This is a genomic window from Nostoc sp. DedQUE05, from assembly GCF_034530955.1.
GTDB lineage: Bacteria > Cyanobacteriota > Cyanobacteriia > Cyanobacteriales > Nostocaceae > Nostoc.
Window position 1 is genome coordinate 1 of the sequence record NZ_JAVRCB010000017.1, and the last position, 25236, is coordinate 25236.

Below are 25236 nucleotides of genomic sequence, written 5' to 3' on the forward strand. Positions count from 1 at the left end.
TGTTGACAAGATTCTATTTTTCTTAACTTGACACCAATGGCATCTTGCCCGCCCTAATTATGCAAATTAAAGGTGGAACAGCTTACTACTGACCAAGCACAAAAATTCATAATATAGCGCTTCTCAATTGCATGGAATACAGACCTAACCCCCAGCCCCTTCCCTACTAGCGTTGGGGAGTAAGTTTCAAAGCCTCTCTCCTAAAAGGAGAGAGGTCAGAGTGTATTGCATACAAACGAGAAGTACTATATTAAAAAGAAAGTAGCTGTAAATTGACTACTTCCTAGACTGAATTGCCTTGATTAACTCATAAAAAGGCTGCCAATTATCTTCTTGGGCAATTGCTTCCCAAACAGATTCAATCACAGGTCTTAATAATGCCGTTTTGGGATTATGAACAGCTAGAGTTTGGGCAATTACATTAATGCGATCGCTATCAAAATCATTCAAGATTTTGTGGTATGCTATGCACCAATCATCAAAAATTGCTGATGCACCCGGTACTGGTACAATATCTGAATTATTCATTACAAAACCTGGTTCATCTCGCCATTTAGATGAAAAAGTGCGAGCCATCTCATAAAAGAATTGGTGATAACCAACTTGGCTGGCTTTCAAGAATTCAATCGTGAGATTTAAGAGTTCTTCAGCTTGTGGATGTTGCAACTCCACAAAACCCAATTTTTTCAACATCAAAGAACTGTATTCAGCTTGATAATATTCATCAAACCTAGCTAAACTAGTCTCCATATCGCCTTTATCAATAATCGCCTTTAAAGGTTGCTGGAGCATTTCTAAATTCAGCTTGCAAATAATTGGTTGATTACTGTAACAGTAGCGTCCAGAATAGTCAAAGTATGCAGCTATAAAGTATGGGTCATAAGTAGGGATAAATGCATAAGGCCCATAATCAAAGCTTTCTCCCGTAATCGACATATTGTCAGTATTCAACACTGCATGACAAAAGCCAGCCGCCATCCACTGCGCTACTAGTTGTGCAACCCGTTTAACTAATTCGGCGTAAAACAAGCCATATTTATCTTGTTCAGCATTTAAGTGTTGATAATACTGCTCAATTACATGGTCTAATAACTTCTGAGTTAAATCTGGACGCTGGAAATAGTGCAGTCGCTCAAAAGTGCCAAACCGAATATGAGAACTGCTCATCCTAATCATCACAGATGAACGGGTAGGCGAAGGTTCATCGCCCCGCCAGAGTGGTAAACCTGTTTCAATCATGCTCAGACAGCGCGAAGTACGTACACCCAAGTAGTGCAGTGCTTCCGCAGCCAGAACTTCCCGCACCCCACCTTTGAGCGTGAGCATACCATCGCCACCACGGGAGTAGGGCGTTCTTCCAGAACCTTTAGTGCCAAAATCGTATAATTCGCCATCATTGGCGCGTACTTGTCCGTAGAGAAAGCCTCTACCATCACCCAACTGCCCGTTATATTCACCAAATTGGTAGCCGTGGTAACGCAGTGCTAACAACGGTTTGCGCCCTTGAAATTGGCCAAAGGCTGCGATGAAATCTTCGTCTTTGACTACTTGGGGGTCTAGACCGAAACGGGGTAATAGTTCATCGTTACGCCAACGCAGGAGGTGTTGGGGAAATTCAGCTGCTGCAACCTCATCGTAGTAGTCGCCTCCTAGAGATTCTAAGGCGGTTTCGTAGTTGAGGGAGAGAAAAGGATTGCTAGAATTCTTGTCGTTTGGAGTTTCAGCCAGAGTCATTACGAGCAAAGCTAATTCATTCTTCCTTTAATACTACCTCTGGCTTCAGCATCATCAGCATAGACGCAAAAAGCGATCCATATCAAAATCGGGAGCGCTTCAGGAGGCAGAAGTAAGCCACCTTGAAAAACGTGGAATTGAAGCAAGAACGCTGACTAATTTGTAGTTGTATCAAACTGCCTGATAAAATCATCAGTGAGAAATTTCAGTTTTGTATTTTTTATTACTAGCAAACTTTACATTAAACCATGCTTTATCTACCTGAAATTATTCACTAGATAGAAGAAGAAGTTTAGTAATAAAAAGTATTCTCTTAAAAACAAAACTAAACAATTTTTTTCTAAATGCCAAGTAATTTTTTTACGCCTGTAGAAGAAAGAGAAAAAATCTTTTGTACAGAACTGGTTCAGTGCGGTGTGTTATATGAAAAAGCGGTTACTGCCGCTAAAATTTTAGCTTCTGGTCAGCCAGATGAGCTTTTGTCATCTGAAGACAGAAAAGTTGTCAAAGATGCCTGTGAAAAGTGGTTTGTACAGAATAAGCCCTATAAATGTTGAAGTTTATACACCCATTTTGGGTTAGGCAACTCAGAATAATTAGAACACTGAAGCTAGCTGGCGTAAGTTCGTAGACGCGTGTCAATCGCTCACGAGTAAATTTCTACCTCTGCCATGAGGTATCGGCTCTTGTAAAACCGCTTTCAATCGCCTATTACACAAGTAGTCCCTAAGTGTAACTGCATACCTCGTACCCTCTTTTAAGAGGATGTTTTAAAAGTATTTTTCATCACATCAAAGCTTCAGAAACTTGACCCCCCTAGCCCCCAACACTCACGAGAAAATGGGGGTTTCAAAGCCTCTCTTTGCTTGCCTAACGGCAGGTTGACGCCAACGGGGAGAAAAATGGAAGTGGGGTTTATAGTATACTTTACGACTTTTCAAACATCCTCTAAAATAAATAAAGTTTTGGATATTCAAAAAAAATAAGACTGGCTTAACCGAAGTTTGGATAAAATTCGCCAGTCTTGCAAAATTTAAACTTAATGAAATAAAACTGATTTTTTATTTTTTAATTGGTTGTGATGTTGGTGAAGCAATTTCTCCTGGTTTTGATGTTGGTTGTGATGCCTGTGAAGAGAGAATTTTTTTCACTTGCAGGTTATAAGTTTGCAAAATTGATTGAACTTGTTTCTGTTGATCTTGATTCAAATCCAAAGATTTTAAAACTATTCTGATTCTCTGACGGGATTGCAGTGCTGCCTTAAATTTAGTATCTTGGGACGGGTTTAATAGAGCCTCAATATTCTTGTCTCTTTGCTGGCGAGCCACTTGGATTTGTTGGCGCTGTTGATTTGTGAGTTTGATTGGTTGGTGTGGTACAGCACTAGTTTGAGTTTTTAAGGCTGGTGTAGTGCTGGGATTTGGGCCTGGTGCTGCTAAGACAACTCCGTTTAAGACGGTAGCAAAAGCGAAGATAGTAGAAAAGACAGATAAGCGCTTTATAGAATTAATGAGCATTTTAAAAACTCCTCAACTGTTTAAGAAAATTGGACACATCGGCTAAAGCTAACCTTAGTAACTAAGTTTGTTAGCGAACAAATATTACTATTGCATTTGCCTGTGGAGTTGTTGTGTATTTATGATGAATTTACTATGAATTTGTAGAGATTTACAACTGATATATTAAATTCTTTATCATATAAATATGAGAGTATTGCGAATAGCTGTAAGATGGGTATTACTCAAAAATTACAAATGAGTAATTAAGTGCAATTTTAGAGTTACTTACTTGTATAAAATGACTAAAAAAAATAATAATTATGAATTATAAAGAAATTGCTTTAAAAGCAGTTTTGCTAGAGAAATTAAATAATATTGACAATAGCCGTCAGCTTATTTAAATTTTAGGTTCTTTCCAATAAGGATTTGTAAGACTTGTCAAAATGTGATCTTCCCATTGTCCATTAATTAGCAAATAGTCTCTAGCGTATCCTTCAACAACAAAACCGAGCCTTTTGAGTACATTACCACTGCGCCGATTGTGAGGCATATAGTTAGCCATAACTCGGTGAAAATTTAACTCTTCAAATAGATATTGAGTTGCAGATTTTAAACCCTCTGTCATATATCCTTTACCTTGTTTATTTTCAGCAAGGCTATATCCCACATAGCAAAAATGAGCGGCTCCTCGGACAAAATTACTAAAGTTGACCGTTCCAATAACTACGGTAGGATTTTTTTTGGTAAAAACAAATAGTTTTAACGATTGACCATTGATAAATTCTAGAAAACTATTCTCTATCTGATATTGCCAATATTCTTCAGTGAAAAAACCATCAGCCCAAAGAGGGTAAAATGGAGTGAGATAAGTTTTGTTATCAATAAAGTACTTGAGAATTTGGGGTATATCTTCATGGATCGCTGCTCGCAATAATAGGCGATCGCTTGCAATTATTGGCAGTTCTGATATCATAAATTACTTAATTGGCGGGATCTCTTCCCAGAACAATCTCTAAATTTTGTAAATTCTCTCATAATCTGCGGTTTAGCAGCAGCTAGATTAGCTGTCTGATTATCAGGGCTTACGCAAGTGTCATAGTTTTTTCATAAAGTTTGTTAATAGTCAGGGGTCAATTAACTGATTTTATATAGACTTTGAACTCTTGACCAGCATGACAAAAGATATATCTATACCCAATTCCCAATGCCCAATGCTCAATGCCCAATTCCCAATTCCCTTTACAAAAGATGGGGTGAGTATTTTTGCTCTTAATCTGCCATTCAACCAAAATCTTGATAAGCTGATGTCTAATATCTAGAGCGGAAGGATTGAGAGCCAATGGGTGATAAAGCACAGTCCAGGGTACAACTTCGATAAAATAGCTTTGCCCAAAGGCTGTACCGCAGCAGATTTAAGCAAAAGACAGCTCAAGATTTAACCCAGTCTACAAGAAGGATAGTGATGTGGTGGGAATACGCTACGATTGGCAGGAATTAGAGATTCGGGCGATTTACAATACGCCATTGCTAGAGCTGATTTATCAAGCTGCTAGCGTGCATCGCCAATATCATGACCCAACAAAAATACAAGTTTGCAAACTCATATCTATCAAAACCGGAGGTTGTCCAGAAGATTGTAGCTACTGCGCCCAATCTTCCCGTTATAAAACAGAGGTAAAGGCGCAAGCACTTCTAGAAAAAGAAACAGTAGTTAACATCGCCCAAAAAGCTAAAGAAACTGGTGTTAGTCGCATTTGTATGGGTGCAGCTTGGCGCGAAGTCCGGGATAACTCACAATTTGAGGAAGTCCTGGAAATGGTCAAGGATGTGACTGCAATGGGTTTAGAAGTGTGCTGCACTCTAGGTATGTTGACGGCAAATCAAGCCAAGAAATTGTCAGAAGCAGGACTTTATGCCTACAACCATAACTTAGATACCTCGCAGGAATATTACAGTACAATTATTACCACAAGGACATATAGCGATCGCTTGAATACAATTGAAAATGTCCGGCAGACAAATGTTACTGTCTGTTCTGGCGGTATCCTGGGCTTAGGCGAAACCGTCGATGACCGGGTTGGGATGTTACAAACTTTGGCAAACTTACATCCACATCCAGAATCCGTGCCAATTAATATTCTTTCACAAGTACCGGGCACACCCTTAGAAAATCAGCCTGATGTCCCCATTTGGGATATTGTGCGGATGATTGCCACAGCGAGAATTTTAATGCCAGCTTCCGATGTGCGTCTTAGTGCCGGCAGGGCAAGACTTTCTCAAGTTGAGCAAGCTTTCTGCTTTATGGCAGGAGCCAATTCTATCTTTTCTAGCGACGACAACAAGATGTTGACGGTGACAACTCCCTGTCCAGATTACGATACTGACCGAGAAATGCTGAATTTACTTGGTTTGGGAATGCGTCCGCCTTCCCAAAGACAGGAGAAAGTAGCAAGTTCGGCTGTTGTAGGGTAAATATCTAATTGTGGGATAACCGAAAGGCCCATCCCACAATTAATAATTGGATATTTTTTACTTGAATTCCTTAAGCAGGTGTCAATAAAATCAACTGCTGTTGCAAAAGGCTTCTTACCTCATCCAATCCCAGTTCTACATTTGTCAATATCTCTGCAACTGTGGCATTAGCATCACATCTTTGCATAAACTCAAACTCTGCTACAGATAAATTCACAATTTGGTAATCGTAATTAAAGAAACATTGACTGGGAAATCCTTCAAGACAAGGATTCAGTTCGGGAATCGCTGCTAGTAGAGCGTTATCATCTGACCAGTCGGCTTTGATTAAAGGAGGACGACCGAGGAAAAACTCGTAATGAGTTACTTCTGGGTCTAATAATTCTATCAGGCGATAAAGCTGGCGATCGCTCAATTCTTTTGCCCGTTCCACTAACTCTGGTGCTTTGCCTAAAAGTCTCTCCAAATCCCAAAAGCTCGGATTCGAGAAACCAATAAATTCCAATCCCGAAGCATCAATTAATTCAAACAGCGTCTCAATGTTGTAGTCAATTTCTTGAGGATGAACATACATATCAGCAAAGTATTCATCCTTGTTGTTTTCTAGCGACCAACGTTGTTTATCGTATTTGACAATTCGGTTATTTTCTGGTAAAGAAGCGAATATTTGTCGCCCGACTTGAACACCATCGCGGTAGTCGCCTTTTTTATCGCCTTGAAGAAGTGCGATCGCTTTTTGCATGAGTTGAATTTCCCAGCGCCCCAATTCCCCGTACACAAAAATGTGCATTAAACCGCCTGGGGCTAACTTTTTCGCCAAAGCTTGAATACCGCGAATGGGATCGGGAGTATGATGCAAAACGCCAACACAGTTAATTAAATCAAACTCACCCGGTAACTGTTCCACATCAAACAAACTGAGGTGATGAAATTCAACCCGGTTAGCCCCTGAACGCTGACAACGTTCTTTTGCTACAGCTAAAGCACCAGTACTGAGGTCAATTCCCACAACAGAAGCTTGAGGATTGAGGTGAACCAGGTACTCTGTACCCACACCAGTACCGCAACCTGCATCTAAAATCCGAATATCTTGCCTTTGGGGTTTTTGGCCTGTGCAGAAGTTATGAGCGGCTAGCCAATTCCAGCGCCAGTTGTACCCTGGAGGTGGTTCATCCAACAAAGCTTCCGGCGGAAAGGGGTAGGTATTGTAGAGTTTGGCAACAGCAGCACTAACAGTTTGGGAATCGGACATGATGAGGAATAACGCAGCATTTCTGAGTTTAGCGGATAGTGGATGATTAGGGCAAAGATTACTATTGCTTATTTCCTGCTACTTATCCAATAGCAAAGTCAGTAAATTGGCGTTTATAAGGAGCATGAAATCCTAATACAATATCTTCTTTCGGTACACCAGCAGCAATTAATTCATTAGCGATACCGATTTTTGTACCATCTCTTTGTATCCAAATTTTTTCGCCTTTGATATCAACATGAATGATAACTCCATAAATTCTCCGTTGTTCTTTCCAGCCAAGATTTAAGACTTGATAATGATGGCGTTCCGCGTCAAACAACAATTGAACCTCTGTTCCATTAGCCACATCATTAGCTGAATGGTTATTTAAAATATCTTGAATTATTTGGGAGTAATTTATTCCTTCCATAAAACAATGTCCTGACTTAAGGAATTAAATATTAAAAGTTTAATTTGATATTCTTTTAAAGAATCTTGAATAAATTGACGTGAGAAAAAGTCTTGGTATGTATCTTGGCTAATAGCTAGATATAGAATGCGTTCTGGTTCTTCTTTTTTTAATGCTAGCCGATAATTCAAGGTTTGATCTAAAGCGAGATGAAATTCCGTTACTTCAGATGCACCTATAAAGGATTTAATTTCTACGGCTATTTTTTGACCTTGTTTTTGTGCTGCTAATAGTCTTTCTGCCCCTAAATCCACAAGAAATTCAATATCATCAACTGATACAATTATGAAAAATGAATTACACTAAATCTATCAAGTTTCTAGGGGGTTGATAGTCATCTTGAACACACTAGCTGGGCGCTACGAAATTATTCGACAAATAGGCAGCGGCGGTTTTGGTGTAACATTCCTTGCTAGAGATAACTTACAACCCAGTAAGCCTTTTTGTGTCGTTAAGCAACTGCGTTCTAACCAGTCCAATCCCCATGTTATCGAGTTTTTTGAAAAAGAAGCGGCTATCCTCGAAAGGCTAGGAAACCATCCCCAAATTCCTCAATCACTAGCACACTTTAGCGAAAATCAGAATCTTTACATCGTTCAGGAGTTTATCGAGGGACAAGACCTGAGTAGAGAAATTTTCCCAGGTGAGCAACTGAGTGAAGGTGATGTTACTAAGCTTTTACAGGATGTCTTGGAAATCTTGTCTTTTGTACATAGTCAAGGAGTGATTCACCGTGATATCAAGCCCAAAAATCTGATGCGACGGCAACAGGATGGTAGGATTTTCCTGATTGACTTTGGATCGGTGAAAGAACTTAGTAGTTTGATGCTGAATACTGAAGGTGAAGTAAAACCTAGCGTCGTCGTCGTTGGCACTCCTGGCTATATGCCCAATGAGCAAAGGAATGGCAGGCCTTGTTTAGCTAGCGATGTGTATGCTCTAGGCATAACCATTATTCAAGCTTTGACTGGTGTTTTGCCCTCTGATTTGCCAGAAGACCCTAAAACAGGTGAAATTATTTGGCGAGACCAAGCACAGGTAAGTGACCATCTCGCTGAGGTGTTAATCAAAATGGTGCGCCGTCACTTCAGTTTACGTTATGCCAAAGCAGAAGAGGCGTTGCAAGCTTTAACACTACCGCCAACGATTCTGGTTTCTCCTAAACAACTATACATTCAGGAAGCGAGAGCTAGGGTACTACCAGGTCAGGGTAATTTTTCTGCGTTTGGATTGGGAATACTGGAATCTCTACGGATTGAGTTGGGGTTATTTGAGGATGAAGCTAGGGAAATTCAAGAACAAGTTCTCAAACCCTATCAGGAGTATCAGCGGAAGTTAGAGGAATATAAGAGGCGTTTTATTGATGCAGTGAATCAACAATATCCCTTTAACCCGCAGACTCAAAAGGATTTGCAAGACTATCAACGAAGGTTAGAACTGCGGGATGAAGATATCGCAGCGGTAGACGCACTGGTGCCAGAATTACTAAAACAACAAAAGACATCTCCGAAAACTGTTCCTTCTCCAGGTATTCAAACTCAGACTTTTGAATTCGACACCGCCACCCTAACGCTAAAAAGCTCAGGTCCCTTCGGTATGGGGAAAAAAACCTATGAAATCAACCGTAGTCGCGGAAGCGCCGAGTTTTTTACAGAAGACCTAGATAATGATGTATTTATAGAAATGGTGGCAATTCCTGGTGGTAAATTTTTGATGGGTTCGCTAGACAATGAGCCAGAACGCAGCACTAATGAAAGTCTACAGCACACTGTCACCATTCAACCCTTTTTCATGGGTAAATTTCCAGTCACCCAAGCTCAATGGAAAGCCGTAGCCGCTCTTGGTAAAGTGAATATTGATTTAAACCCCGACCCATCCAATTTTAAAGGAGCGAATCGACCTGTTGAAAAGGTTTCTTGGGATGAAGTAATTGAGTTTTGCGATCGTCTATCTAAAAAGACTGGAAAAACCTATCGCTTACCCAGTGAAGCAGAGTGGGAATATGCTTGTCGTGCAGGCACAACCACCTCGTTTTATTTTGGCAAAACGATTACAACTGATTTGGCAAATTACAACGGCAATTACACTTATGGTTCTGCCCCAAAGGGTGAATATCACCAGCAAACAACAACAGAAGTAGGAAAATTTCCCCCTAACCCCTTTGGTTTATTTGATATGTGTGGTAATGTATGGGAATGGTGTCGGGATCAGTGGCACGAAAATTATAATAATGCACCCACGGACGGCAGTGCTAGGCTAGGTGATAATCGATACCGTGTGTGGCGTGGTAGTTCTTGGGAGGACGAACCTAGGCTTTGCCGCTCGGCGGCTCGCTCCTATGGCACGCGTGGCTATAGGTATCCCAATGCGGGTTTTCGGGTTGTGATAGTGCGGGGCATGACTTAGTAGCCCTTGTTTTTCAGAAGTACTATAAAGCTAATACCTATCAGGTTTGGAGTATGACTTCGGGGACTAATAAAAAAGTAGCGATCATTCGTACAGAACGTGGTCTGGCGATCACGTTCCTTTTTTCTGCTAATGCTACTAATGTGATAAAGTCTTCATACTTAATCCCAATTCATCTTTTTAATTCCTGGAGGTATAGTTCTATTCTTTCTAAGGAACTTGTCATTATTAATATACATAAACCGCGTCTACTTTGAAAACCATAGTTTTTTGGAATTAGTTAAAGCTCATAACTCAAGGCATGAACGAATAATGCACTCTCCTTAAGAACTCCAGGTTTCAAAATGGACGAGTTATAGTTACATTTTTCTGTTTATTTTCCTACAAAATTTATTTTAAAGATAGGTCTACTGTATTTGGTCTTTAGTCTCAATATTACTCTTTATAGTCTAACTCAATCAGAGGTTGAATATACCTCTAATGATTTACAACCAATCAGAGTTTAATTTACGCTGTGAATGGGGACCGCAAGGAGTTGCTGAACTAGCTCCTATCAGTGATGTAATTGTGATAGTTGACGTTCTCTCTTTTTCTACCTGTGTGGAAATTGCCACTAACAACGGCGCGATAATTTTTCCCTACGCATATAAAGATGAATCAGCCATAGATTATGCCAAGTCAGTGCAAGCAGAGTTGGCAAGTCAGAGACAACGTTGGACTACAACAGGATATTCTCTCTCGCCAAAATCGGTGGCTCAGATTCCTGCTGGAACTAAACTAGTTTTACCATCACCTAATGGTTCTTTTCTGACTTTACATACAGGGAATACACCAACTTTGGCTGGCTGCTTACGAAATTGCCAAGCTGTGGCACAGTTTGCTCAAAAGTATGGTGATAAAATTTCTGTGATTCCTGCCGGTGAGAGGTGGAAAGAAGATGGTAGCCTCCGCCCTGCATTTGAAGATTTAATTGGTGCTGGGGCAATTCTTAGTTATTTAAATGGCAGTCTATCACCAGAAGCCGAAGTCGCTGTGACAACATTTCAGGCTTTCCAGCAGGATTTACTAGGGTACTTGAAAAAATGCAGTTCTGGTAAAGAATTGATTGAAAGAGGTTTTGAGTCAGATGTTGAACTATCCGCCGCCTTTAACATCAGTAATTGCGTGCCTTTATTTAAAGATAATGCCTATGTCAACGTAAGTTCGACGAACCTCTCTTTACCTTGAATTAAACTTCAAGTCTGTGCTTCTTCAATTTCAATAGGGACGGTTTTGTGTAGTAAAACCTCTAAGAAATTTTTTGATTGAGTCAATTATAGGGACACTATATGAGCCGTCGAATTCACGTTATCTAAATTGCAAAAACAAGGTTAATTAGGTGCCAAGTTCTAATTATGCATATGCCATATTGATATGCCTTTGACTTGCCAAGTTACTCTTGTGTTTTTCCCAAGCAATGGTTGTGTTGATAATCTCGTCTAAATCATTGTGTTTTGGTTGCCAACCCAGAACCCTATGGATTTTATCAGCACAAGCTGCAACACAGGCAGGATCGCCTGGACGACGTGGTGCAGCAATAACGGGAAAATCTACACCAGAAATAGCCTTGACTCTTTCAATAACTTGTCGCACGCTGTATCCTTGCCCATAACCGCAGTTGAAAATTTGGCTTTCCCCTCCTTTTTCTAAGTAATCTAAAGCATCTAAGTGAGCAGTCGCCAAATCTTCAACATGGATATAGTCTCGAATTGCGGTTCCGTCGGGCGTAGGAAAATCAGTACCAAAAATTCGGACTTCTGGCTTGCGCTTGAGTGCTGCATCACAAGCAGCTCGAATCAAGTGTGTGGCATTCGGTGACATTTGCCCCAATAGTCCACTGGGTTCAGAACCTGCTACATTAAAGTAACGTAAAATTACGTAGTTTAGTGAAGATACTGCTGCATAGTCCTGGATCAGCCACTCACTCATCAACTTTGAACGTCCGTAAGGATTGATGGGCTGTGTAGGATTCGACTCAGTAACAGGATTGTCTTTTACTTCTCCATAGACTGCGGCTGTGCTGGAAAAAATGAACTTGTTAACACCCATAACGCTACAGCAGCGCAGCAAATTTAAGGTGTTGCGGGTGTTGTTGGCGTAGTAGTCGAGGGGATGAGCTACTGATTCTGGAACAATCAGACTAGCGGCAAAGTGTAAGACTGCGCTGAATTTATGCTGGGCAAAAACTTGATAAAGATGCCCACTGTCTACTAAATCGCCAATAATTAGTTTCCCGTGTAGTACCGATGCTGGTGAACTTGTAGAGCAGTTGTCGTAGACTACGACATCATAACCAGCTTCTCCTAGTTGACGAACTACATGGGAGCCAATGTAACCAGCACCGCCAGTTACCAATATTTTATTTTTCATTTCTTTTTCCTTATCTACCTTTACCTAACAAAACAACTCGAATCGTTTTGAAGGCGATCGCTAAATCCAACCAAATGGAATAATTTTTGATGTAGTACAGATCGTATGACAGCTTTTCATAAGCATCTTCTATAGATGCTCCATAGGGATACATAACCTGTGCCCAGCCTGTAATTCCAGGTTTGACCAAATGGCGAACTTCATAGTAGGGAATCGCTTCTTTGAGTTTGACATCAAATTCTGGTCGTTCTGGACGAGGCCCAATCAGACTCATTTCACCCCGTAAGACGTTCCATATTTGAGGTAATTCATCAATACGCAACAAACGTAGCCAGTATCCGACTCTGGTGATTCGTGGATCGCGTTGACTAGCCCACTGCGCCCCCAACTTTTCTGCATCCTGATACATGGAGCGAAATTTATAAACTCTAAATGGTTTACCGTATAACCCACTTCGCTGCTGACTGTACAATACTGGGCCAGGGCTATCTAGCCTAACTAGTAATGCAACCAATAACAGAAGTGGTGCAACTAATACTAGTAAAAAGAGGATCAATATGAGATCGATAACTCGCTTCAGTTTCATACTGAAGTAACCAGGCATGAGGTTAAAACCATCACTAAAAGCCAACCATTTATCTTGTAACAGCGACGAAGGGAGTTTATACCAAAATGTTTCGTAAACATCCGGCAATGTATAAACCGGAATGCCTCGCAACCGCATCTGCATTAACTGTTGTGCTTGTGACTCGGAAAAGTTTATCTGCGCTGTCACTATAACCCCAGACCAGGATTCTTGACTCCATTGCGACAAATCGCTCAGGCTTCCCTGATAACTCAGATTTCTTTTTGGTAAGTCTATAGCTTTTTGGTTTTCCTCTGCTAGAACAGTCAGCTTTCCTAAAGGATTAAGTTCTAGCAATTTTTGTGTAAATTTGATGGCATTATCCCCGCCTCCTAGTATTAACCAACGGCTTTTCAGAGCGTGCGATCGCACCCATCTCACCGCCATTACGCGCAATATTATTGCCCAGATAGTAAAGATTCCTAAGCTAGGTAAGAAGACACTCCGCCACGATATCGGGTTGTATTTGGCAATATCTGACAAGTAAATCAGAGCAGAAATCAAGAAGGCGATCGCAATGCTACAAACAATAATTCGAGCGGGCGCTCTTAAACCTGAAATTTGCCGATCTGGATGGTAAGCATCTGCTAAATAAAATGCTGCAAGTATCATGCAGACAAATACATAAGGCAACGGATTTAGCCAATGTAAGGGTTGATCTAAACGCAACCATTGTGCGATCGCTAAACAAATTAGCAACCCAAAAATATCCCCTAACAAAAGCAATATCGGTAGGCTGCGGACTATATTTGGCAGCCTAGTATTGATAGGTAAACTGACATAACTTGTGGAAGTCATTGGTTTCTATTATTCTTCAGTATCCTGATATCGATTTATTCGTTAAAACCAGCAACCGAGTCAAATAAGGGAATATTAAAGACTAGCCGTATTGTGCCAAAGCATACAAAAATGAGAAATTTTGTATACTCTGTTTGTCAAAGAAATTGGAGATTAGGTATTACAAACTAGGAGGGGAACTATCTGTGCGTCGGTATAGCATATCTGTAGGAGATACATCTTAACTTGCATTGGCTGTACGAACTACACTACGGCTTCAAGGTTGTTCTTTTGACATTTGCATTATGCCATGAGTGTAGTCAATCTGAACTTTATATTTAATTTTTTGATTAGCGTATATTTGCTGTTAAAGTAGCTGTTCATAAAGTAACAAAATAAAGAAAAAGCTTATGCAAGCTGTTGAAATGCTGTTATTAAATTAATACCAAACAAGTAAGTGGGTGAAAAAAAACATAATCATGTTAACCAAGATAAATGAGGCTAAAAGCTTCTTCCCTCTTATATCTTGCCTTCTACCTCCTGCTCGACCTCAACTATAAATATTTATGCTTTTCTACTTAATGAGTTAAAATAAATGCTTTTTAATGTAATTTAAATTTTTAGAAAAAAAATTAAAAACACCTTGACATTCAGATAATATTTCTGGGATAAATCTAAGGAAATCTAATAAAAAGCAAACATTTTAAAAATACGGATATTTTTATTATGATTTTTTATACAAACAATTAGTAATTAATCCTAATTATGTCCAAATAGCTATCTTGGACTACCAAAATTGTGAAGCAAAATTAGTAAAAACAATTTCAGGTATTCGTAACATACTCCATGCCCTCTAACCAAGAAGACCAAAACTCCTTAGATTTGCAGCAATACTCGCTACTTCTGAAAAGGCGTTGGCTAATTATAGCTGTGGTGACTGCCTCTATTTTTGCGCTTTCAGCTTTAAGTGCTATCAAGCAAAAACCAATTTATGAAGCAGAAGGTAAGTTGCTTTTCAGTAAAACTGACCGCGTTTCTTCGCTGACAAATCCCTCGGCACAAGTTGGGGAGTTGAGAAGTGTGACTGAAATCAACAGTCCATTGGATACAGAAGCAGAGGTCATTCGTTCTAATCCAATAGTTGAGAAAACTATTGCTAGTCTCAGGTTGGTAGATAAGCAAGGAACACCCTTGGAAATAGATGAATTTCTCAAACAAGTCAAAATTAAAAGTGTCCGAGGTACAGATATTTTGGCGATTTCGTACAGCAGCAGCAATCCAAAAGAAGCCGCAGATGTTGTGAATTCGCTGATGAGATATTACCTGGAGAACAATATTCGCATTAACCAAGCCCAAGCGACAGTGGCAAAGAAGTTTTTACGCAAGCAATTACCTGAAGTTGAAGCAAGGGTAGCTAGATCGGAAGCAGCTTTGCGTCGATTTAAAGAAGGAAATCGGGTGATTGCTTTAGAGCAAGAAGCAACGAAAGGAGTGGACAAACTCGCAAACTTATCAGACCAGATTACCCAAGCCCAGGCAAATTTAACGGATGCTGAGACTCGCTCAAAACTTCTGCAACGTCAATTGAGATTGAATTCGCAGCAGGCTGTGGATATAGGGAATTTAAGTCAATCAAAAGCTGTGCAGGAAGTGTTAACACAATACCAACAGGTGCAAAACCAGTTAGCAGTAGAAAAGACTCGTTATACAGACAAACATCCGACGATCGCTAATTTGTTAGCAAAAGAAGCAGCCCTCAAAAAGCAGCTAGAGACGCGAATTGTTGAGAATGCAGATAGAGAAAAATCTGTACCAGCCCAGAATTTAGGGATGGGAGAACTCAAGCAGACCTTAGTGGCCCAACTGGTACAGTCGGATGTAGAACGTTCAGCATTAGCTAACCGAATTACGGTTTTGCAGAATGCATACACACTTTCTCAAAGACGATTGAGTGTTTTACCGCAACTGCAAGAAAAACAGGAGCAGTTAGAGCGACAGTTGCAAGTTGCTACATCTACTTATGAAGAACTGCTAAAGCGATCGCAAGAAGTCGATGTAGTAGTAAATCAGAATGTCGGTAATGCCAGGGTAATATCTGCGGCTTTACTTCCTCAAAAAGCTATTCCTTCCAAAATTGCCTTTCAGCTAGCGCTGGGTGGATTTTTGGGAATTTTGCTGGGTGTAGGCGTAGCTTTGATCTTAGAATCTATGGATCGATCCCTGAAAACTCTTGAGCAAGCCCAGCAGTTATTAGGTTATTCTTTACTCGGTACGATTCCTCACTTCGATCGAAAAGCTAAAAACAGTGGGGAAGGTCTAGTCGAACTAGCAGTCAAAGATAATCCATATTCGGGAGCAAGTTCAGCCTTTGAGATGCTTCAGATAAACCTGGATTTTACTATCTCCGATCGACCATTAAAAGTAATTGTCGTAGTTAGTTCAGCTCCGGGTGAAGGCAAATCATTTGTGGCTGCAAATTTGGCAGTAGCTAAAGCACATATGGGGCGTAGAATCCTATTAGTAGATGCGGATATGCGTCACTCTTCCCAACAGGAAATCTGGAAATTATCCAATCCAATCGGACTAAGTAATGTTTTAGTTGGTCAAGCAGAGTTTCGCAACGCCACTCAAGAAGTATTAGTTAACTTGGATCTCTTAACGGCTGGGACAATCCTAGCAAAACCCGCAGCATTGCTACATTCGCAGCGCATGGCTTTGTTAATTCAAGAGGCAGTCAAAGAGTATGATTGTGTGATTATTGATACTCCTGCCTTGAGTTTGTTTGGTGATGCACTCATGCTAGGCAAGATGGCAGATGGGATATTGCTGGTTGTACATCCTGGAGTGCTTGACCGTGCTGTTGCTAAGAGTACGAAAATCATGCTAGAGCAAGCGCGATCGCATGTTTTAGGAATGGTGGTAAATGGGGTTACTGCTGAAAAGGCGTCTGGTTACTATCACTCTAGGGGATCTGACGGTGGAAAAAGGTCTGCTTTGAGTCAGATAAATTTGCCTGGGATAAGAGCTTGATGAAGTTTATTTATTGACTTGATTATAGGTTAATGGGCATAGGGGTATTTTCATGATCGGAAAACAGACAATCGAGCCTCGGCAGAAATTAGTTATTAAGGCAGGGCAAACCGAGCAGCAGTACTGGCAGGATATCTGGAAGTATCGGGAGTTGTTTTACTTCTTGGCTTGGCGAGACATCTTGGTGCGCTATAAGCAAACGGCGATCGGGCTGTCTTGGGCATTGCTGCGACCTTTTTTAACGACAGTTGTGTTTACGGTTGTATTTGGTGTTTTACTCAAGGCTCCGTCGGCGGGTGCGCCTTACCCGATTGTCGTGTTTTCGGCGATGCTGCCTTGGCAGTTCTTTTCCAATGCCTTGAGTGAGTGTAGTAATAGCTTAATTAGTAATTCTAATTTAATTTCTAAGGTTTATTTTCCGCGTTTGATTGTCCCAACGAGTGCAGTGATTGTGAGTTTTGTCGATTTTATGATTTCTGCGATCATCCTGTTGGGATTTATGGCGTGGTATAACTTTGTGCCGGATTGGCGAATTTTAACGCTGCCGTTGTTTATTGCGATCGCATTTGCGGCGGCAATGGGGTCGGGGTTATGGCTGGCGGCATTAAACGTGGAATATCGGGATTTCCGATATATTGTGCCGTTTATTGTGCAGTTTGGACTATATATTTCACCGGTGGGTTTTAGTAGTAGTGTGGTGCCGCAACAGTGGCGACTGCTTTACTCATTAAATCCAATGGTGGGTGTAATTGATGGTTTCCGGTGGGCAATTTTGGGTAAAAATTTTGACATTTATTTACCAGGATTTCTCTTGTCCGTGGGGTTAGTCATCTTAGTACTGATTACCGGGATTTACTATTTCCGCCGGATGGAGCGCAAGTTTGCGGACATTATTTAGGTACAGCGTTTCAGGAGTTGTTAGCAGAGGTTGGAGGATATATGGCAGATACGGTGGTTAAGGTTGAGAACTTAAGTAAGAGCTATGTGTTGAGCCATCAGCAGGAGGGATATCGCTATAAGGCGTTGCGCGATGTGATAGTGGACGGGGCGAAATCGATGGCGAAGACGTTGAACCCCTTTAATCAAAACGCAAAACGCAAAACGCAAAACTCGAATCATGAGGAATTTTGGGCAGTCAAGGATCTGTCGTTTGAGATTAAGCAGGGCGATCGGGTGGGAATTCTTGGGCGGAATGGAGCCGGCAAATCGACATTACTGAAGCTTTTAAGCCGGATCGCGGAACCTACTCATGGCAGTATTGAGATTACGGGACGGGTAGCGAGTTTGCTAGAGGTGGGGACGGGTTTTCATCCTGAGTTGACAGGGCGGGAAAATATTTACCTCAATGGCGCGATTTTGGGCATGAGTCGGGAACAGATCAAACGCAAGTTTGATGAAATTGTTGATTTTGCAGAGATTGAAAAATTTTTAGATACGCCTGTTAAACGCTACTCCTCTGGGATGTATGTACGCCTCGCATTTTCAGTTGCGGCACATTTAGAGCCAGATGTTTTGATTGTGGATGAGGTTTTAGCAGTTGGAGATGCAAATTTTCAGAAAAAATGTCTTGGCAAAATGCAGGAAGTATCCAACGATCAAGCTCGAACAGTTCTATTTGTAAGTCACAATATTGAAGCAATTCAACGACTATGTTCTAAATGTTTGTTACTAAATAAGGGGCAGCTAATTAATTACGGAAATACAAATAGCGTGATAACTCAATATTTATCTAGTAACTATTATTCTTGTCAAGCTTTTCCTAAAAAGTGGATAAATTTAAGCGATGCACATCGAAATGGCAATGGACAAGCTCGTTTTATCGCTGTTCAATATAGTAGTTCAAAAAAAGATATTTCTTTTAATGCTTATTCAAATGGTGAACTTGAATTTCTACTGAAAATTGAATCAGATTCCTCAAGAAATATAGGAAGTCTTGCAGTTGTTGTCTATAACCAGTACGGTATAAAATTAGTAAATGCGGATATTGTATCACTTGGACAAATAATATCCCTTCAGCAGGGAGAAAATCTAGTTAAATTAAACATTGAAAAGCTACATTTAAAATCAGGTACTTATGTCATTGGTCTTTGGCTTTCCGATTCTTCATTCCATACTATCTTTGATTATATTGAGTCGGCATTTGAAATAGAGGTGGTTGAACTTCCATCCGAAGATTTTGGTATAACATGTGACGGTTTAGTAACCTGTAACTTTCAAGTATTATCAGCGCCAATCGCCGATTCAAATCTAAATTTAAAAACCTAGAAATAATTTATTGAGAGACTTTTAGAGGTAGTCTGATGTTTATTCAATACAAAAAAAGACATCACTAGACATCACTTTTGATACAAGATAGATAAGAGAGAAGGCATGGAAAAGCAAAATGTTCTTTATTTCACAAGTTATCCTTTAGACCCTAATAATGGTTGTGGAATGGCACTTTTAAATGATATTTTTCAACTATCTCAGATAGAAGATATCAACCTTTATGTTGCCGTTACTTGTAACGAAAGTAATCACTTACAAACTAAAACACAATTAGAAAATTTAAAAGTTAAATATTACTTAACTACTCGATTAAGTCCTTCTGAAAAAAAAGAAAATGTCTTAAAAGAAATAGTAAAAATATATAAAAGATTAGTGTATAAATTACGCTCGACTTTTAGCTTTCAAAATGTAACGTACTACAATTGGGATCGAGCAAAACATGTTTCTGAATATTTAACTGAACTCTGCGAACAACTCTCGATTAAAGTTGTTATTGTTGAACAGCTATATAGTATTTTATGGTTTAAAAATTTCCTTAAACTTAAACAAAAAAAGATATATCTTGCAACTGATAAAGAAGCAGAATTTTTTAAAGCTCTTGCTCCCTATAATTGGTTCAATTACAAATCTAAATTTAGTATTTTTATTAGTTATTTAAGACTAAAGAACTTTGAGAGAAAAGTCTGTGAATTGGCTGATAAATGTATATTTATGTCCGAAGCAGATATTCCCAATTATTTACTAGCTAATAAAAAAGCATCGATCAATTCACAAATACTTCCGCCTAAACTCGTTGGCTGGCGTTATACAAATTCAAAGACAGTTTTCTTTGCTGGTAATATTAATTTTTATTTCAATTTCTTAGCTGTAAAATGGCTAATTTATGAATTATCTCCGAGATTATTAAAACTAAATAATAAAATAAAAATTGTGATTGCTGGTACAGATTTTAATAATATACCCAAAGATTGGACTATAGAAAGTAACGTTCATATTCCTGGTTTTATTCCTAAAGAACAGCTTGAGGTTTTGTTTCAGACTTCCGATATTTTTATATGTCCTATTGATAATGATTTTTCAGTGAAAATGAAATTAGTTGAATGTATTTCTTATGGAATTCCTTTCTTTGCAACTGAGCCTTGTCTGAAAGCATTACCATATTTATCTGGCTTGCCAATTTTAGATATTAATAGCCCTGACGAAGCAGCAGCTTATATTTGTGATACTTTATCGAGAAAAGAAGTCTTAGAGCAATTAAGTAACCGCATCTTAGAAGATGCTTTTAATTTTGCTAATACTCGAAAAGATTGGTGGACAAAAACTGTTTTAGATATGTAAATATTTAACTTTAAATATTGAGATAATTATCAAAATTTATTTATCTCAATTTAGAAAAATTGTCAAACACTAGTTATTACAGCATAACCAAAATGACTACTTTCCATCAATCAGTTTTAGTTACTGGGGTAGCGGGATTTATTGGTCGTTACGTTGCTCGGTATTTCTCAGAGCAAGGTTGGTCGGTAATAGGCGTTGATAATTCGCCTCCTGAAAATGCTCCCCTTCACAACTTAACAGCCTATCATCGTCTCAAATTACCCGACCCCTCTTTAAATAACTTATTAAAGGAATATTCTCCTAACATTTGCATTCATTGTGCAGGGCGTGCCTCTGTTGGCTTATCGATTATAGAACCCGATGTTGACTTTCAATCTAACACAGCTTTAACTTTTGAAATTTTAAATGCGTTGCGAATTAATGCCCCTAGATGTCGATTTATTTTTCTTTCTAGTGCAGCTATTTATGGAAATCCAGAATCATTACCTATTGGAGAAACTCAACGCTGTAACCCCATTTCTCCTTATGGATTTCATAAGTTACAAAGCGAACAACTATGTTTAGAATTTAGCAAAGTTTATGATTTACCAACTGCAAGTGTACGAATTTTTTCTGCTTATGGCCCGGGTTTACGCCGTCAAGTCCTTTGGGATATTTGCCGACAAGCAATTTATCAACCCATAGTTAAGTTACAAGGAACTGGCAAAGAAAGCCGTGATTTTATTCATGTACTCGACATTGCCAAAGCTTTATTAGTAGTAGCAACTTCTGCACCAATGCAAGGAGAAACATATAATTTTGCAAGTGGAAGAGAAGTTACAATTTCAGAACTAGCGGAGATGGTGTTTAAATCCTTAGACTACAAAGGTAGTGTTGAGTTTGATGGAATGGTTCCTGTTGGAACTCCCATTAATTGGCAAGCTGATGTTACAAAATTAGGAAGTCTAGGAATAACCGATTTTTTATCTTTAGAACGGGGTGTCCGTGTTTATGCAAATTGGAGTTATGCAGAACTGTTAGGTATATAGCTCTTATTAAAAAAAGCCATATTCATTAAAATAATTTTTTCTGATGAACAAAGAACAGTTAAAACTAATCGTCCAAAAGATATTACCATCTCCTACCCACTACTGGCTAAAGTCTCAATATAATAAGGTACGCCTGGGTACTTTGCAAAGCTTAAAACCTATAAATTCAGGTTGGGGTTTTGAGCGAGGAAAACCAATTGACCGCTACTATATTGAGAATTTTTTGGGTCGCTATTCAAATGATATTCATGGGCACGTATTAGAAATTGGAGATAACTATTATACTCAGGAATTTGGAGGCGATCGCGTTACTAAAAGCGATGTATTGCACGTTAAAGATAACCCCAATGCAACAATCATCGCAGACCTAACAGATGCAGAACATATACCATCAAATACATTTGACTGCTTTATACTGGTTCAGACGCTTCAGCTAATTTACGAAGTGCGACTAGCGCTCTTAACAGCCTACAGAATTATGAAACCAGGAGGTGTTGTTCTGGCTACGTTTCCGGGAATCACACCACTTAAAGATGAGGAATGGAACAGTTGCTGGTGTTGGAATTTTACAGCCCTATCTGCACAGCGACTGTTTGAGGAGGTTTTCCCTAAGGAGAATATTCAAGTCGAAACCCACGGAAATGCTTTGGCAGCCACAGCTTTTCTTCAAGGATTGGTAGTTCAAGATATACCCAAGGGAAAGCTAGATTATCATGACCGTAGCTACGAGGTAACTATCACCGTCAGAGCAGTGAAACCTGATATGAGGTGATGGAATGAAAATACCTGGAAGTGACAAATTGAAGCGAACAATTCGACGGTTCCAAAAAAATTTAGCATCCTCTAAGGGGCTGATTTTGATGTACCATCGCGTCGCTGAGGTAGAATTAGACCCCTGGAGTCTGTGCGTAACTCCTCAATACTTTGCCGAGCAACTAGAAGTTTTACAAAAATATTACCAACCCCTTAGCCTTAAGCAATTCGTGCAAGCGCATCGAGATGGCAACATTCCAGAGCGAGCAGTGGTTGTCACCTTTGATGACGGTTATGCAGACAATCTCCATCATGCCAAACCAATACTTGAGCGCTATAGCATTCCAGCCACGGTTTTTGTAAGTACTGGCTACATAGGAAAAGAGCGTGAGTTTTGGTGGGACGAGTTAGAAAGGCTACTTTTGCAACCAGGCACATTACCTGAGAAACTTTCTTTGAATATTAATGGTAGCCTTTGTCAGTGGGAGCTGGGTCAAGCCGCCAATTACACTCAACAAGACTATCAAAGCGATCGCACTTCTAAAGCCTGGGAAGCTAAACCCGGTTCTCGAATGTCTTTCTATTACTCAATTTGGCAAGTATTACTACCTTTACCAGAACGGGAATGTTTAAAAGCTCTAGACGAGTTAGTAATTTGGGCTAATGCCAAATCTACTGTACGCAAGACTCACCGCTCCCTTTTACTGGAAGAGGTGTGTGCTTTGGGGCAAGGAGATTTAGTAGAAATTGGCGCTCACACAGTTACCCATCCATTTCTTTCAGCACAATCAACAGAATTACAAAGGTATGAAATCCAGCAAAGCAAAGCTGCTTTAGAGGAGATGCTCAATCGTCCCATGACAAGTTTTTCCTATCCATTTGGTAATTACACTCCAGAAACGCTTGAACTGGCTCGAACTATTGGATTTGACTGTGCTTGCACTACAACTGAAGACATTGTCTGGCGACAAAGCAAGAGTTTTCAATTGCCTCGCTTCGGGATTGAAAACTGGAATGGGGAAAAATTTGCCAAGCAATTAGCGAGGTGGTTTTATGGTTGAACAGATAAATAAGAAACCATTAGTTTCCTGCATCATCATCTTTTTGAACGCTGTTGAAAATTTCTTTATAGAAGCAATAGAAAGCATTTTCGCTCAAACCTATGACAATTGGGAACTTTCGTTAGCAGATGACGGTTCAGCCGACAAGAGTACAGCCATTGCGTTGCGATATGCCCAACAACACCCTAACAAAGTGCGCTATTTGGAGCATGAAGGTCATCAAAATCGCGGTATGAGTGCAACGCGCAATCTGGGAATTCGCCATGCAAAAGGTGAATATATTGCTTTACTAGATGCAGATGATATCTGGTTGCCACAAAAACTGGAGAAGCAGGTAGCAATATTAGAAGCTCACCCCGAAGCAGGTATGGTTTATGGCTCCACTCTGATGTGGTTTAGCTGGACGGGTAATCCTGAAGATGCGAAGCGCGATCGCCAACGAATTCTAGGTGTAAAACCTGATACCCTACTAAAACCGCCAACACTGCTCAAGTTGTTTTTGAAAGGCAAAGCCGAAACACCAGGCACCTGTAGCGTCCTCATACGTCGCAAACTCGTTCAAGATGTCGGTGGCTTTGAGGAGTCCTTCCGAGGAATGTTTGAAGATCAAGCCTTCTTTGCCAAAGTCTGTGTCAATGCATCTGTCTTTGTAGAAAGTGGCTGTTGGGATAGGTATCGACAACACCCAAAAAGCTCCTGTTATGTTGCACAAGCTTCAGCACAATACAATCCACTCAAACCAAATTCTACCCACTTAACTTTCTTGACTTGGTTAGAGAAATATTTGTGCGAACAAGGATACCAGGATACTGAGATTTTGCAAGGATTAAATAAAGCATTATGGCCTTATCAGCACCCACGAATATTCTACTTGTTGCAATTTTTTCCAGATGTTGCTCAGTCTCTTACGAGGAGTATAAAAAAAATTGTGAAATTCATATTTAGACGTACTTAGCATAAACCTAGCGATCTGTCCAGAACTAATTGACAGATAGTTTTTTACAATGACTTGAAGAAATTATTTAATTACAGAAATAAAAAAACAAATTAACTGAACACCTGAAGTGACGAAAAGCCAATTATTATGAATGAGCTATACCCTTTTCGATCTGTTATTCAACCTGTGCCCGATGGAGAACCACGACCTTTATGGTCAGTGATGATTCCCACCTACAACTGTGCAAACTATCTGCGTGAAACATTAGCAAGCGTTTTAGCGCAAGACCCAGGATCGGAGATAATGCAAATAGAGGTGGTTGATGACCACTCTACCAAGGACGATCCTGAAGCTATTGTTAAAGAATTAGCAGGCGATCGCGTTAGTTTTTATCGCCAGCCAGAGAATGTTGGACACGTTAAGAACTTTACCACCTGCTTAGAGCGATCGCGTGGCAAACTCATCCATCTTTTGCATGGTGACGATTGCGTTCGGGAAGGCTTTTATCGCAAGATGCAACAAACATTTGATACTCAGCCGGAAATAGGAGCCGCTTTCTGTCGTCACATCTTTATGGATGAGACAGGGCACTGGCGACACTTTTCTGAGATATTACAACCTCAAAGCGGCACAATTGATAATTGGTTGGAAAAGATTATAGTTAAACAATATATTCAAACTCCCTCTATTGTCGTTCGCCGACAAGTATATGAAAAGTTAGGTAGTTTTGACCATCGGTTTTGTTTTTATTATGAAGACTGGGAAATGTGGGTGCGAATTGCCGCACAATACCCTGTATGGTACGAAGTTGAGCCACTAGCTATTTATCGGCTACATTCTGTATCTAATACTGGACAAACTGTGCGTACAGGCAAAAACATGCAAGAGGTACGCCGTGGATTGGAAATTGCACAGTCTTATTTGCCTGCTTATCTACCACAATCAACAGTCGATCGCCTGATCGATGCCAATAAAAAACACTCGGCAATCTGTGCTCTCAGAACAGCCCAAAATATGCTGATGATTGGCGATTTGTCTGCTGCGATCGCCCAAATTCAAGAGGCATTTCAATGCAGTATTTCACCAAAGGTGATAGCATACTTTATTTACTTTGCTACCCAAGCTGGATTGAAACGTTCCCTGTGATTTTATCGAAGTTAAATAAACTAAATAATACCAATTGTGGAAGGTAATGA

At 39.9% G+C, this 25236-nt stretch carries 21 protein-coding genes; 13 read left to right on the forward strand and 8 right to left on the reverse strand.

The window, feature by feature from the left end:
• Positions 1 to 276: 276 nt before the first annotated feature.
• Complete coding sequence (locus tag RMZ42_RS14605) at positions 277 to 1734, reverse strand: protein adenylyltransferase SelO (protein ID WP_322672071.1); 1458 nt, start codon at positions 1732 to 1734, stop codon at positions 277 to 279.
• 344 nt (positions 1735 to 2078) lie between these two features.
• Here RMZ42_RS14605 and RMZ42_RS14610 point away from each other — a divergent pair, with 344 nt between their 5' ends.
• Positions 2079 to 2291, forward strand: coding sequence for a hypothetical protein (locus RMZ42_RS14610; RefSeq protein ID WP_322672072.1), 213 nt, complete (start codon positions 2079 to 2081; stop codon positions 2289 to 2291).
• A 504-nt stretch (positions 2292 to 2795) separates the two neighbouring features.
• Here the strand turns inward: RMZ42_RS14610 and RMZ42_RS14615 are convergent.
• Positions 2796 to 3251: a hypothetical protein gene (locus RMZ42_RS14615; protein WP_322672073.1), complete on the reverse strand. Its 456-nt coding sequence runs from the start codon at positions 3249 to 3251 to the stop codon at positions 2796 to 2798.
• Positions 3252 to 3630: 379 nt separating this feature from the next.
• On the reverse strand, positions 3631 to 4206 hold the full coding sequence (locus RMZ42_RS14620) for a GNAT family N-acetyltransferase (protein ID WP_322672074.1): 576 nt from the start codon (positions 4204 to 4206) through the stop codon (positions 3631 to 3633).
• A gap of 491 nt (positions 4207 to 4697) precedes the next feature.
• Here RMZ42_RS14620 and bioB point away from each other — a divergent pair, with 491 nt between their 5' ends.
• A complete protein-coding gene (gene bioB / locus RMZ42_RS14625) occupies positions 4698 to 5705 on the forward strand; it encodes a biotin synthase BioB (RefSeq protein WP_322672075.1) in 1008 nt (335 codons plus the stop codon).
• Between the two features lie 70 nt (positions 5706 to 5775).
• On the opposite strand, the gene RMZ42_RS14630 is transcribed toward bioB, so the two are convergent.
• The 3 genes from RMZ42_RS14630 to RMZ42_RS14640 form a co-directional block, all read right to left on the reverse strand.
• Positions 5776 to 6957: a class I SAM-dependent methyltransferase gene (locus RMZ42_RS14630; protein ID WP_322672076.1), complete on the reverse strand. Its 1182-nt coding sequence runs from the start codon at positions 6955 to 6957 to the stop codon at positions 5776 to 5778.
• An 82-nt stretch (positions 6958 to 7039) separates the two neighbouring features.
• Positions 7040 to 7369, reverse strand: a complete 330-nt coding sequence (locus tag RMZ42_RS14635) for a XisI protein (RefSeq protein WP_322672077.1) — start codon at positions 7367 to 7369, stop codon at positions 7040 to 7042.
• Positions 7357 to 7695 (reverse strand): element excision factor XisH family protein, encoded by a 339-nt coding sequence (locus tag RMZ42_RS14640; protein ID WP_322672181.1) that lies wholly within the window; start codon positions 7693 to 7695, stop codon positions 7357 to 7359. The genes RMZ42_RS14635 and RMZ42_RS14640 overlap by 13 nt, the downstream gene beginning before the upstream one ends.
• 52 nt (positions 7696 to 7747) lie before the next feature.
• Between RMZ42_RS14640 and RMZ42_RS14645 the strand changes: the two genes are divergently transcribed.
• Both RMZ42_RS14645 and RMZ42_RS14650 read left to right on the forward strand, forming a co-directional pair.
• The gene (locus tag RMZ42_RS14645) at positions 7748 to 9814 is read left to right on the forward strand and encodes a bifunctional serine/threonine-protein kinase/formylglycine-generating enzyme family protein (RefSeq protein WP_322672078.1); all 2067 of its coding nucleotides are present in this window, start codon (positions 7748 to 7750) and stop codon (positions 9812 to 9814) included.
• Between the two features lie 480 nt (positions 9815 to 10294).
• Positions 10295 to 11041, forward strand: a complete 747-nt coding sequence (locus tag RMZ42_RS14650) for a 2-phosphosulfolactate phosphatase (RefSeq protein WP_322672079.1) — start codon at positions 10295 to 10297, stop codon at positions 11039 to 11041.
• 165 nt (positions 11042 to 11206) lie between these two features.
• On the opposite strand, the gene galE is transcribed toward RMZ42_RS14650, so the two are convergent.
• Entirely contained in the window at positions 11207 to 12223 is a 1017-nt protein-coding gene (gene galE / locus RMZ42_RS14655) for a UDP-glucose 4-epimerase GalE (RefSeq protein WP_289794838.1), read from the reverse strand.
• Positions 12224 to 12233: 10 nt separating this feature from the next.
• Positions 12234 to 13646 carry a sugar transferase gene (locus RMZ42_RS14660; protein WP_322672080.1) on the reverse strand — a complete coding sequence of 471 codons (1413 nt, stop codon included), beginning with the start codon at positions 13644 to 13646 and terminating at the stop codon, positions 12234 to 12236.
• An 825-nt stretch (positions 13647 to 14471) separates the two neighbouring features.
• Between RMZ42_RS14660 and RMZ42_RS14665 the strand changes: the two genes are divergently transcribed.
• The 9 genes from RMZ42_RS14665 (at position 14472) to RMZ42_RS14705 (ending at position 25186) form a co-directional block, all read left to right on the forward strand.
• A complete protein-coding gene (locus RMZ42_RS14665) occupies positions 14472 to 16655 on the forward strand; it encodes a GumC family protein (protein WP_322672081.1) in 2184 nt (727 codons plus the stop codon).
• A gap of 52 nt (positions 16656 to 16707) precedes the next feature.
• Positions 16708 to 17553 carry an ABC transporter permease gene (locus RMZ42_RS14670; RefSeq protein WP_322672082.1) on the forward strand — a complete coding sequence of 282 codons (846 nt, stop codon included), beginning with the start codon at positions 16708 to 16710 and terminating at the stop codon, positions 17551 to 17553.
• Positions 17554 to 17594: 41 nt separating this feature from the next.
• Positions 17595 to 18920 (forward strand): ABC transporter ATP-binding protein, encoded by a 1326-nt coding sequence (locus RMZ42_RS14675; RefSeq protein ID WP_322672083.1) that lies wholly within the window; start codon positions 17595 to 17597, stop codon positions 18918 to 18920.
• Positions 18921 to 19025: 105 nt separating this feature from the next.
• Positions 19026 to 20261, forward strand: a complete 1236-nt coding sequence (locus RMZ42_RS14680) for a glycosyltransferase family 4 protein (RefSeq protein ID WP_322672084.1) — start codon at positions 19026 to 19028, stop codon at positions 20259 to 20261.
• 92 nt (positions 20262 to 20353) lie between these two features.
• On the forward strand, positions 20354 to 21289 hold the full coding sequence (locus RMZ42_RS14685; protein ID WP_322672085.1) for an SDR family oxidoreductase: 936 nt from the start codon (positions 20354 to 20356) through the stop codon (positions 21287 to 21289).
• Positions 21290 to 21332: 43 nt separating this feature from the next.
• Positions 21333 to 22061, forward strand: coding sequence for a methyltransferase domain-containing protein (locus RMZ42_RS14690; RefSeq protein ID WP_322672086.1), 729 nt, complete (start codon positions 21333 to 21335; stop codon positions 22059 to 22061).
• Between the two features lie 4 nt (positions 22062 to 22065).
• Positions 22066 to 23103 carry a polysaccharide deacetylase family protein gene (locus tag RMZ42_RS14695; RefSeq protein WP_322672087.1) on the forward strand — a complete coding sequence of 346 codons (1038 nt, stop codon included), beginning with the start codon at positions 22066 to 22068 and terminating at the stop codon, positions 23101 to 23103.
• Complete coding sequence (locus RMZ42_RS14700) at positions 23096 to 24058, forward strand: glycosyltransferase family A protein (protein ID WP_322672088.1); 963 nt, start codon at positions 23096 to 23098, stop codon at positions 24056 to 24058. Before RMZ42_RS14695 ends, RMZ42_RS14700 begins: the two co-directional genes overlap by 8 nt.
• A gap of 129 nt (positions 24059 to 24187) precedes the next feature.
• Positions 24188 to 25186, forward strand: a complete 999-nt coding sequence (locus tag RMZ42_RS14705; RefSeq protein WP_322672089.1) for a glycosyltransferase family 2 protein — start codon at positions 24188 to 24190, stop codon at positions 25184 to 25186.
• Positions 25187 to 25236: the final 50 nt, after the last annotated feature.